The 11,177-nt window shown below is 73.5% G+C and carries 7 protein-coding genes and 1 pseudogene; 5 read left to right on the top strand and 3 right to left on the bottom strand.

The window, feature by feature from the left end; genetic code table 11:
• Nucleotides 1–92 precede the first annotated feature (92 nt).
• Together GA0115240_RS21555 and GA0115240_RS21550 are read right to left on the bottom strand one after the other, a co-directional pair.
• On the bottom strand, nt 93–482 hold the full coding sequence (locus tag GA0115240_RS21555; RefSeq protein WP_093738683.1) for a PGPGW domain-containing protein: 390 nt from the start codon (nt 480–482) through the stop codon (nt 93–95).
• A gap of 296 nt (nt 483–778) precedes the next feature.
• A pseudogene (locus GA0115240_RS21550) lies at nt 779–4,847 on the bottom strand (discoidin domain-containing protein).
• Nucleotides 4,848–5,019: 172 nt separating this feature from the next.
• Between GA0115240_RS21550 and GA0115240_RS21545 the strand changes: the two are divergent.
• Nucleotides 5,020–6,525 carry a hypothetical protein gene (locus GA0115240_RS21545; protein WP_093738681.1) on the top strand — a complete coding sequence of 502 codons (1,506 nt, stop codon included), beginning with the start codon at nt 5,020–5,022 and terminating at the stop codon, nt 6,523–6,525.
• 157 nt (nt 6,526–6,682) lie between these two features.
• Nucleotides 6,683–7,897 carry a cation diffusion facilitator family transporter gene (locus GA0115240_RS21540; protein WP_093738679.1) on the top strand — a complete coding sequence of 405 codons (1,215 nt, stop codon included), beginning with the start codon at nt 6,683–6,685 and terminating at the stop codon, nt 7,895–7,897.
• A gap of 14 nt (nt 7,898–7,911) precedes the next feature.
• On the opposite strand, the gene GA0115240_RS21535 is transcribed toward GA0115240_RS21540, so the two are convergent.
• Entirely contained in the window at nt 7,912–8,658 is a 747-nt protein-coding gene (locus GA0115240_RS21535; protein WP_093738677.1) for an N-acetylmuramoyl-L-alanine amidase, read from the bottom strand.
• A gap of 121 nt (nt 8,659–8,779) precedes the next feature.
• On the opposite strand from GA0115240_RS21535, the gene GA0115240_RS37100 reads away from it, so the two are divergent.
• From GA0115240_RS37100 to GA0115240_RS21520, 3 genes are all read left to right on the top strand, one after another.
• Nucleotides 8,780–9,427, top strand: a complete 648-nt coding sequence (locus GA0115240_RS37100) for a hypothetical protein (RefSeq protein WP_176725134.1) — start codon at nt 8,780–8,782, stop codon at nt 9,425–9,427.
• 10 nt (nt 9,428–9,437) lie between these two features.
• A complete protein-coding gene (locus tag GA0115240_RS21525; RefSeq protein WP_093738675.1) occupies nt 9,438–10,091 on the top strand; it encodes an HAD family hydrolase in 654 nt (217 codons plus the stop codon).
• Nucleotides 10,092–10,166: 75 nt separating this feature from the next.
• Nucleotides 10,167–11,096 (top strand): NADP-dependent oxidoreductase, encoded by a 930-nt coding sequence (locus GA0115240_RS21520; protein ID WP_093738673.1) that lies wholly within the window; start codon nt 10,167–10,169, stop codon nt 11,094–11,096.
• Nucleotides 11,097–11,177: the final 81 nt, after the last annotated feature.

The following is an 11,177-nucleotide window of genomic DNA, read 5'->3' as shown; positions in this document are numbered from 1 at the left end:
GCGATCTCCGCCTGATTCCCGCCCACCCGCGGGCGGTCCCCGGCGGCCCCGCCCGGCTGCCGTCACCCGATCGGCGGGCCGGCCACCGCCGCTCAGGGCCGCGGGCCGTGGACCCGGCGGTAGCTCCAGACCAGCAGGGCGAACACGATCAGGCCGGAGAAGATGAGGCTCGCCCCGGTGCTCCAGCCGGTGGCCGGCAGCCAGTGCAGCACGGGCGCGCCCCAGATGACGCCCGCCGCGATGAGCCCGAGGCCGACCACGGACGAGCCGGCGATCCGCCAGCCCGAGGCGACGCTGCCCTCGGCGGCCAGCATCGCCCGCTCACGGACCGGTTCGACGAACCGGGCCACCGCCGGGACGGCCCGGGACAGCAGGATGAGCCCGGCCAGTACCAGCAGCAGCCCGGGCCCCGGCAGCACCAGCAGGGCCACCCCGATCAGTACCAGCAAGCTGCCCGCCACCGCCTGGGCCAGCCGCTTCACCGGGTGGGACCTTGCCTGCGGCGCACCGGCCTTGCTCTCGGACTCCTCACCCGGCGCCGCCTCCCCGGTTTCCGACCGCCGCCCTCTGCTCACCCGTCCACCGTAACCGGGCGGCGATCCGTACCGGCTCGCGACACCGGGTGACCGGCGCACCCGAGCCGCCGCGCGCCCCTACGCGCGCTGCCGGGATCCTGCCGGGCACCGGCCGGATCCCGGCAGCGCCCGCCGAACGGCCCGCCGGCTGTCCCCCGATCGGCGCACGGGGGGACAGCCAGCGGCTTTCCCGCCGGGGGCGGCTAGCGGCTCACCGTCCGGGGAACGTTGTAGCCCTCGACCCGCAGCGCGGGCCGGCCCGAGGCCAGTGCGTCGGCGGGCCACGAAAGGGTCACCGTCCGTGACTCACCGGGCAGCAGCCACAGGTAGTTGTCGCCGTAGAGGGTCGGCAGCACCCGCTCGCCGCTGCGGTCGTCCAGCAGCGCCAGCCGCACCATCGCCGCGACCGCCGAACCCCGGTTGGTGACGGTGGCGGTCAGTTCGCGGCGGGTCCCCGACCCGGTCACCCGGCCGACGGAGGTGGTGACCTTCACCGGCTTGGCGCTGTTCAGCGCCTTCATGTCGGCCGTGTCCCGGTAGCGCCAGTAGGTGTTCTCCGACAGGACACGGCCCTTGCCGTCCTCCAGGCCGAGCCGGAGCAGATGGAAGTCCGGCAGGCTGTCGGTCCAGCCGGCGGTGAAGGCCGGCGTGGTGGCCGACGAGGCGACATCGACCGTCGTCCGCCGGACCGGACCGATCTGCCGTCCGTCCAGGCCGATCACCCGGGCCGTCACCACCGCCCCCTTGAGCCCTTGCGGGGTGTGGTTGACCGCGATCACCTGCCAGTTGACGGAATCGGCCTGGACGTGGAGCGGCTCGCACCCCTTGCGGGCGCCGTAGTAGGTGCCGTTGACGTCGAAGTCGTAGTCGTACGTCTGCCACACCGTGCTGTGCCAGGCCGGGTGGGACATCCACAGCATCAGGCCGCTGGCGTCCTTCCACAGATTGGCGTTCCAGGCCTCGAACATGGCCCGGGTGTTCTCGTAGTTGACGAACTGCGCCTTGCGCGTGAAGTCGTCCAGCCCGCCGGCCGTCTCCAGCCGCGCCTCGATGGCCGCCTGGTAGTTCTGCGGGGCCTGATTCCCCTTGGTGCTCCAGTCGTGGTAATACCACGCCCCCTCGATCGGCCACTCGGGCTGGTCGCCGACCATGTTGCGGGTGCTCTCGGCGGTGGACACCACCGGCATGCCGATCTCGGTGTGGAAGCCGAAGCTTCCGCTGCCGTAGGTGGACGGGGAGAAGTAGCGCTCGGGCTCGATCCAGCCGTAGGGGCCGCCGCCGGTGATGATGCCGCCGGCCGAGTTGTTCTGGTAGAGCACACCCGGGGCCTGCGACTGGACCGCGTCCCGCATCCCGGTGTCGATCGCCGCCGGCGGGTTGCCCTCGTTGGCGCCGCACCACACCACGACACTGGGGTGGATGCGGTAGCGCAGCACCGTGTCCCGGGCCACGTCGTTGTACGCCTGGTGGTCCGGCGGGTCCATGGCCCAGGCGTTGGGGAAGTCGTTCCACACCAGCAGGCCGTGCTCGTCGCAACTGGCGAAGAACTCCTCCCGGTTGCTGGAGGCGACCCAGTTGCGGATCATGGTGAAGTTCATGTCGCGGTGCATCCGCACCGCCGCGTCCATCCGGGCCGCGGGCATCCGGCGCAGCAGTTCGTCCCAACCCCAGTTGCCGCCGCGGCAGAAGACGCGGACGCCGTTCACGCTGATCTTCAGCGGGTCCGGGGTGTTGTCGACCGCCTTCACATCCGTCCACGCCGAACCGTCGTCGGACACCTGGATCACATACGTCTTCGGGTACGCCGCCTCCCACACCACGACCACCCGGTCGAAGGACTGCGGCGAGCCGAGGTCCACCTGGATCCACTGGTTGTCCAGGTACTCCGACGACCAGCGGGAGTTGGGATTGCCGTCGGTGGCGTTGACCGCCGGGTTCGACGGGTCCTCGGTGGAGGCGGTGACCGTCTTGCGCAACGCCAGGTCGGTGCCCGGGCGAGGCGCTGTCGATGACCGACAGGCTCCACAGCGAGTTGCCCCAACTGGTCGCCCGCGCGCCGCCGCTGATCCGTACGTAGCGGGCGGTGCGGGCGGTGAAGTCCTCGGTCTGCAGGCTGGAGTCGCCCCCGTTGAACGGCAGCGGCACCGCGGCGTTGTCCACCGCCTTGGCGTCGGTCCATGCCGAGCCGTCGGCGGAGACCTGCACCACGTACGTCTGCGCGTACGCCTGCTCCCACACCAGGTCGACCCGGTCGAAGGCGACCGGGGCGCCCAGGTCCACCTGGATGTACTGGTCGTCGTCGAAGGAGGAGGACCACCGGGTGTTCGGGTCGCCGTCGGTGACGTTGCCGGGCTGGTCCGCCGGGTCGTCCACCGAGGAGGAGGTGGCCGTCTTGTGCAGGGCCAGGTCGGTGCCGGGGGAGGCGCTGTCGAACACCGACAGGGTCCACAGCGACGAACCCCAGCCGGTCGCACGGGTCAGGCACCGCACCCGTACGTAACGCGCCTGCTGCCGGCCCACGTCCACGGACTGGGTGTACGCGTCGCTGCCGGAGCTGAACGGCAGCGGTACCGCGTACTCGTAGCCGAACTGCCGTATGCCGAAGCGGGTGGTGCGCCGGTCGCTCTCCTGGCCGCCGACCGAGGCGACCAGCGTCAGGTCGTGCAGGTCGGGCCGGCCGTAGCCGTTGGGCCACCACAACTCGGGGTCGCGCAGGCGCAACTGCGCGTAGGCGTCGGGGGTGAAGGCGACCTCGACCGTGCCGCCGGCCGGGACCGTGACCGCCTGGGACACCCGCACCTTGCCGAAGGAGGCGGCGACGGTGATCTGCCGGTCGGCGGTGTCGGCGTTGCGGACCGGGACCACGATCGTCACTTCGGCGCTGCTGGTGTCGGGCAGGTCGGGCAGGACGGTGTCCACCCGCGGGTCGCCGATGACCGCGTGGCCGGTCGAGCGCAGCCGTACGTGGTTCCAGATGCCGGCCACCCGGTCGCGCACGGCCGGCATCCAGTCCCAGCCCGAAGCGGCCAGGTACGTCGGCGAGTTGAGGTTCATGATGTTGGCACCGGCGTCCACGAAGGACAGGCCCTCCGGTCCCTTGTCACCCGGACTGCCGGGGGTCGGCATCGGCGTGATCCGCACGGCCAGCGCCTGCTCGCCGGCGGCCAGCAGCGCCGTCACGTCGTGGGCGGAGCGGGCGAACGGATACGTCAGGCCGCCGACCTGCCGGCCGTTGAGCCAGATGTCGGCCTGGTGGTTGACGCCGTCGAACTCCAGCCAGATGTGCCGTCCGGAGCCGGTACGCAGGCCGGCCGGCAGGCGGAAGTCCCGGCGGTACCACCAGGCGTGGCGCGACAGGGCCTCGGGAACCCGCAGGTTGTTCAGCCCGGCCACCGGGTCGGGCAGCCGGCCCTGGTCCACCAGCGAGGTCAGGACCGTACCGGGAACGGTGGCCGGCAGCCAGCCGCTGGTGTCCACGGACGGCAGGGACAGGTCCGCGCCCGCGCCGCCCGCCCAGTCGTCCATGGTCAGCGTCCAGCCCGACTCCAGGGGCACCGTGCCGTCGGCGGCGACCCGCAGCGCGGGTGGCCGGTGGTCGTGCGTTCCCCAGTCGGTCCAGCCGGTGGCGGACGGGCGGTGGCCGCGCGGGGTGCCGAAGACCTCGAAGCCGTTCAGGCCCAGCGGGTTGGCGTTGGAGCGCTTGCGCACGGTCATCCGCACCCAGCGGGCGACCACCGGCTCGGCCAGCTCGATCTCGACGACGCCGCCGGTGCCGGAGGTGGTGCGGTACATGCTGGTCCATGTGTGCTGGTCGCGGGAGGCCTCCACCACGAAGTCCACCGCGCAACTGGACAAGATCTCCTTGCCGGTGGTGCTGTCGCGCGGATTGCCGCTCGTGGAGGGCACGAAGACCGGGTCGTTCACCGTGGCCTCGAAGGTCAGGCGGACCGACTCCACGTCGCAGTCGGCCTGCAGATCGACGCAGATCCACTGCGGGTCACCGTCGGCGGCACGCCAGCCGGTGCCCCGGACACCGACCGAACTCACCTTGTCCACCACGAATTCGCCCGGCGTGGGCGCGTAGTCGGTCGACGACACCGTGATCGGGCGGTAGGCGGCGAGTTCGCCCTTCGAGGCCGCCGCGGCGGGCCCCTCGGGCTCGGCCGCGGAACTGCTCGCCGGCAGGGCGACCCCGAGGCCGAAGCCCGCCAGCAGGGTTGATCCGGTGGCGACGACCGCCCGACGGGAGGGGTGAGAGGACTGATTCGACATGTGCAGGTGGTCCAATCCCAAGTGAGCCCAGCGGAGCATGCGGCTCGGCACAGCTCAAATGACAACGTTGCCATAGGCTTTAATCCCATCGCCCTTCTGTCAAGACCCGCGGGCGCCCGCTCGTGCCTCGCGGTTCATCCGCCCAACTCCGCGTAGCCTGATTTCCACCACTATGGAGCAGAAAACGGCGGGCGCACCCGTCACAGCGCGTACACAGCCGCCCGCGACCGGCCGGCGTTCCCCACCCTGGCCGGCCGTCGTCTGTGCCGCCTTCTGCCTGGTCCAACTGGCCCTGGTCGTACCGGGCAGCGGACTGGGCTGGGACGAGACCGTCTACACCAGCCAGGTGAGCGGCTTCGTGCCGGCCGCTTTCTTCAGCGCGCCCCGGGCCCGCGGCATCACCCTGCTGGCCGCGCCCGTCGCCGAGTTGACCACCTCCACCCTCGCCCTGCGGGTGTGGATGGCGGTACTGTCGGCCACCGCCCTCTACCTGGCACTGCGGGTGTGGCGCACCCTGGTGCCGGCGCCGGTGCTCGCGCTGGCCGGCGGACTGTTCGCCACCTTGTGGATCACCGTCTTCTACGGCCCGCAGGTGATGCCCAACCTCTGGTCCGCCTACGGGGCGTTGGCGGCCGCCGGCTGCTTCCTGCGCGCCGCCCGGGACCCGGCCGACCGGCCCGCACGGCTCGGACTCGGGGTGGCCGTGGCCCTGACCGGCCTGATGCGGCCGCTCGACGCCGTGTGGCTGGTGATCCCGCTCGCCCTGGTGGCCCTGTTCGTCCGGGGCGCCCGACGGCCGCTGCTGTTCGGCGCCCTCGCCGCCGGCCTGCTGCTCGGCTGCGGCGAGTGGGTCGTCGAGGCGTACCTGCGCTACGGCGGCCTCACCCAGCGGCTGGACCGGGCCAGCGCCATCCAGGGCGGCACGGGCTGGAACATCGCGGTGGACGACCAGATCCGCGCCCTGAACGGCCATACGCTGTGCCGCCCCTGCGATGTGCCGTGGCGGGGCAGGATCACCTCCGTGTGGTGGTTCGCCCTGCCCTTCCTGGCCGCCGGCGGTGTCGCCGCCTCGAACCGGGCCCGGCGCCGGAGCACCGCGCTGCTCCCGCTGCTCGTCGCGTCCGCCATGGCGCTGCCGTACCTGTTCCGCCTCGGCTACGCGGCGCCGAGATTCCTGCTGCCCGCCTACGCCCTGCTCTCGCTGCCGGTGGCCGCGTGCCTGTGGGCCCTGCTCGCCGCCCCTGCCGGCCGGCTGCGCCCCGCGCTGACCGGTCTGATCGTCCTCGCGCTCTGCGGACACCTGGCCGTCCAGTTCGCCACCGCCCGCGCCGACGTCCGCAGCAATCGCGCCATGCGGCACGCCTACGACGCGGTCGCCGCCCGCCTGCACGCCGCCGGGGTCCGCCCGCCGTGCGTCCTCACCGGCGACCACGCCGTACCGATGGCCTTCTACACCGGCTGCTCCTCCCGCCAGATCGGCGGCTCCGACGGCAGCATCACCCCGGCGGGGCTGCTCGCCGCCGCCCGCACCCGCCCGCTGGCCGTCCTCGTCCCGGCGGGCGGCCGGCCGCCGCGCTACGCCCGCGCCTGGCGCGTCATCACCCTGCCGGACGCGCGGTCCTTCCCCGGCTACCACGGGTACCTGGCGCCGCCGCCGGTGAGCGGAGGCCGCCCCTAAGGGCTGTCCCGCCCCGGCCCGCGCCCCGCCCCCCTGCCCCGTTCCGTGGCCCTCGGCCCCCGCCCGCCGCACCCGCGCACCTGCGACCGCGTCGCACCTGGTCACCGCCCGCACCACGGCAATGGCTGCAACGCACGGCCCGTGACACGGTGGTCGGATGGACGCCAGCGGCCACACCCCCCACGACGACCACGGCCACCCCCATGATCCCCACCACCAGCATCACGACCACCGCCCGCGTCGGGCCTCGCGCCTGCCCCATCTGCTCACCCCGCACAGCCACGACGCGGCCGACAAGATCGACCCCGCGATGGAGACCTCCGCCCAGGGCGTGCGCACCCTGTGGCGGTCACTGGCCGTGCTCGGCGCCACCGCCGCCGTCCAAGCGGTGATCGCCGGCCTGTCGGGATCGGTCGCGCTGCTGGGCGACACCGTCCACAACGCCGCCGACGCCCTGACCGCCGTCCCCCTCGGCGTCGCGTTCCTGGTGGGACGCCGGTCGGCGAACCGCCGCTACACCTACGGCTACGGCCGCGCCGAGGACCTGGCCGGCGTCGCCGTCGTCCTCACCGTCGCCGCCTCCGCGGCCCTGGCCGCCGGCGCCGCTGTCGAGCGTCTGGTGCACCCGCAGACCGTCACGCACCTGTGGGCGGTCGCCGTGGCGGCCGCGGCCGGCTTCGCGGGCAACGAGTGGGTCGCCCGCCACCGCATCCGCACCGGGCGCCGTATCGGCTCCGCCGCGCTGGTCGCCGACGGCCTGCACGCCCGTACCGACGGCTTCACATCCCTGGCGGTGCTGCTCGGCGCCGCGGGCTCCGCCCTGGGCTGGCGGGCCGCCGACCCCGTCGTCGGCCTGCTCATCACCCTGGCGATCCTGCTGGTCCTCAAGGACGCCGGGCGCGAGGTCTACCGGCGGCTGATGGACAGCGTCGACCCCGAACTGGTCACCACCGCCGAGAGCGCGCTGCGCGGGATCGACGGAGTGCTGGGCACCGGGCAGGTCCGGATGCGCTGGGTGGGCCACGCCCTGCGCGCGGAGGCCGACATCGTCGTGGACCCGCACCGGACGGTCGTCGAGGCGCACGCGCTGGCCGTCGCGGCCGAACACGCCCTGATGCACGCCGTCCCCCGCCTGACCGCCGCCACTGTGCACACCGACCATGCCGCGCACGGCGACGACCCGCACGCCCCGCTCGCCCACCACACCGCTGCGCGCCCCCGGGCGGTCACTGGGCCCTCGACCGAGCCCTCGACCGAGCCCTCGACCGGGCCCTCGACCGAGCCCTCGACCGAGCCTTCGACCGATCCCGGCACCGATCAGGTCACCGAGCCCGGCACCGGGCCCGTCAGCGAGCACCGCCGCGGCGGCTGAGGCCGGACGCCGGATCAGCCGACCCAGGTCGCCTTCTGCCGCAGCCGCGCCGCGGTCTGCCGTATCCACGGCAGATCGGCGTAGAGCGCGGCGCCCGGGCAGTCGGTCTCGTAGACGTCGCGGTGACCGGAGATGGCGTCCAGTTCCGCCGTCGTGCCCTTCCGGTAGCGGCTCTCGCCGTTGCTGGACACCAGCCGTACCTTCCCCCGGGGGTCGATGCCGGGGTCCAGCTTCCACGCGGCTATGGCCGCTATCGCCTCCAGCATGGGGCGTGGCACCTTGACGCCCGCGCCGAAGCTGCCCAGGGCGGCGATCCCGACGGTGTGGGCGTTGAAGCCCTCGGTGTGCGCTCCGCGCACGTCCCGGTCGACACTGCCGGCCCGGCCCTCGTAGATGGTGCCGCACCGGTCGACGACGAAGTTGTAACCGACGTCGTCCCACCCCATGTCGTGGATGTGCCGCTCCTCGATCGCCTGCAGCATCGCCGGCACGTCCTTCGTGCAGTCGTAGTCGTTGGGGTTGTCCGTGTGGTGCACGAAGACCGCCTTGATGGAGTCGTCGTAGATCGGTTTCCCGTGGACGTCCCGCTCGTCCGCGTGCCAGGTGGCACGCCCTATGACGACAGGCCGGAGCGCGGCCCGGTGCAGCACGGCCACTCGGCTGCGGGGCGACTGCTGCGCGTGGTGCACCGGTGCGGAGCAGGTCACGACGAAGACGAGGGACGTGAGGGCCACCCCCAGCTTGAGCCTGTGAGGCCACATAGCGAACAGCCTGGGGCCGGTCGGGCGGGCCGGACATCCACGCGGGCCATTCGGGTGAAATCCCCTGGCGGGGCGGGGCGGGGCGGGGCGGGGCGGGGCGGGGGCCGGACGCCGCGTCCCGGTGCCGTCCCCCGCCGTCCCCGCCCGCAGTTCCCCCTCCTTCGGCGCCCCGCCGTCCCTGTCCGCCGTCCCCGCCGCCGTCGCACTCCCCGGCCTTCCTGGCCTTCCTGGCCGCGTCGACCCCGGCGCACACGCAGGGGCCGCAGCCGTTGATCTGGCCGGCGCGCAGATTGACCAGTGTCAGCAGGCGCGGGGTCGACGCCCCCGGCCCGGATGGCGGGAGCAGCGAGCGGTCGTCCGGGCCTTCCTGGCCACGGCCCGGCACGGCGACTTCGACGCGTTGCTGCGGCTGCTCGACCCCGAGGTGCGGCTGACCGCCGGCACGCCGGCCGGTACGGTCGTCGTCTTCGGCGCCACCGAGGTCGCCGCCGCCGGCGCGCGGCTGTCCGCCGCCGCGGCCACCCGCCGGCGGGAGGTGCTCGTCAACGGGCTGCCCGGGATGGTCTCCTGGCGCACCGACGGCGCCCGGCTCTCGGTCCACGCCTTCACCGTTGTCGGGGGCCGGATCACCCGCATCACGGCGCTGACCGACCCGGCCGGGCTCGCGCTGATGGACCTGCCGGATCCGGGCCGAGCCGCCGGGACCGACCGGGCGGCGTACGGCGACGCCCGCGGGCAGGTCCGCCACGATCGCCCGCGCCGGACCTAGGCTGGCTCGAATGATGAGAGCTGTGGCGCTGGACATCGGCGAGACCCTGGTGAGCGACACCCGCTACTGGGCCGCGTGGGCCGACTGGCTGGGCGTGCCCCGGCACACGATGTCGGCGCTGATCGGCGCGACCGTGTCCCGGGGCGGCACCAGCGACGACGCGCTGCGGCTGCTCCGGCCCGGCCTGGACATCGAGGCGGCGAAGGCGGCCCGCGAGGCGGCCGGGCGCGGCGAATACCTCGACGAGACCGACCTCTACCCCGATGTGCGGCCCGCACTTGCCGCACTCCGGGAGGCCGGCCTGCGCGTGGTCGTCGCCGGGAACCAGTCGGCCAAGGTGACGGGCCTGCTGCACGCCCTGGACCTGCCGGTCGACGCGATCGCGACGTCGGGGGAGTGGGGTGTCGCCAAACCGGAGCCGGGGTTCTTCGCCCGGGTGGTGGAGGCGGCGCGGGCCGAGCCGGCCGAGATCGTGTACGTGGGGGACCATCCGGTCAACGACGTCTTCCCGGTGAAGGCGGCCGGGCTCCGGTCGGCGCACCTTCGCCGGGGGCCGTGGGGGCATCTGTGGGCGGACGACCCCCAGGTGATCGCCACGGCCGACTGGCGCATCGACGGCCTCGGCGAACTCGTCGGCATCGCCACCGCGGCCGTCGACGCCTGACCGGGCGTCAGCGGCTCCCCGCCCGGGCGGCGACGGTCGCCGGGCGGGCGACCCCCACCTTCGAAGGAGAAGCAGATGAGCGAGAAGAAGGCGCGTGCCGTCCGTTTCGACCAGTACGGCGGCCCGGAGGTGCTGCACATCGCCGAGGTACCCGTGCCGGCTCCGGCGGCCGGCGAGGTCCTGGTCGAGGTCCGGGCCACGTCCATCAACCCGGGTGAGGCCTCGATCCGTTCCGGCACCTTCATGCCCGGCTCCGCCGATTTCCCTTCGGGGGAGGGCAGCGACCTGGCCGGCGTCGTCACCCGACTCGGCGACGGCGTAACGGAGTTCGCGGTCGGCGACGAGGTGCTCGGCTTCTCCCTGCGGCGCTCCAGCCACGCCACCCACGTCGCGGTGCCCACCGGCCAGCTCATCCGCAAACCGCCGGAGCTCAGCTGGCCGGTGGCGGGGTCCCTGTACGTCGTCGGTGTCACCGCCTACGCGGCGGTCCGGGCGGTGGACCCGCAACCGGGCCAGACGGTCGCGGTGTCGGCCGCGGCCGGCGGCGTGGGCTCGCTCGTCGTTCAACTCCTGCGCGCACGCGGCGCCCACGTCCTCGGCATCGCCTCGCCCGCCAACGCCGACTGGCTCACCGAGCACGGTGCCACCCCGATTTCCTACGGCGCCGGGCTCGCCGACCGCCTGCGGTCGGCGGCGCCGGACGGCATCGACTCCTTCATCGACCTCTTCGGCCCCGAGTACCTCCAACTGGCCGTCGACCTGGGCATTGCACGCGACCGTATCGAGACGGTCATCTCCTTCGAACTCGCGGAGAAGCTCGGCACCCAGCACAAGGGCAGCATGGACGCCTCCACCCAGGAGGTGCTGGCCGAGGTGGCCGACCTCGTCGCCACCGGCACGATCGAGATCCCGATCGCCGCCACCTATCCGCTGGACGAGGTGGCGGCGGCCTTCCGCGAACTGGAGAAGCGCCACACCCGCGGCAAGATCGTCCTCCTCCCCTGAGGGGCCGCCGTCCGGCGGTCGGGCCCCCGTCTGCGCTCACCCGCGCGCGGCCCCCGGCCGGTACTGGCGCTCGACGTGCGG

Source organism: Streptomyces sp. DvalAA-14, assembly GCF_900091855.1.
Taxonomy (GTDB): Bacteria; Actinomycetota; Actinomycetes; order Streptomycetales; family Streptomycetaceae; genus Actinacidiphila.
Note: the sequence above shows the minus strand (reverse complement) of the source record. Positions and strands in the feature narration are given on the sequence as shown.

Excerpts from the sequence above, each read along its gene's own strand:
- GA0115240_RS21545 (WP_093738681.1), top strand. The coding sequence starts at position 5,020 with ATGGAGCAGAAAACGGCGGGCGCACCCGTCACAGCGCGTACACAGCCG.
- GA0115240_RS21540 (WP_093738679.1), top strand. The coding sequence starts at position 6,683 with ATGGACGCCAGCGGCCACACCCCCCACGACGACCACGGCCACCCCCAT.
- GA0115240_RS21535 (WP_093738677.1), bottom strand. The coding sequence starts at position 8,658 with ATGTGGCCTCACAGGCTCAAGCTGGGGGTGGCCCTCACGTCCCTCGTC.
- GA0115240_RS21525 (WP_093738675.1), top strand. The coding sequence starts at position 9,438 with ATGATGAGAGCTGTGGCGCTGGACATCGGCGAGACCCTGGTGAGCGAC.
- GA0115240_RS21520 (WP_093738673.1), top strand. The coding sequence starts at position 10,167 with ATGAGCGAGAAGAAGGCGCGTGCCGTCCGTTTCGACCAGTACGGCGGC.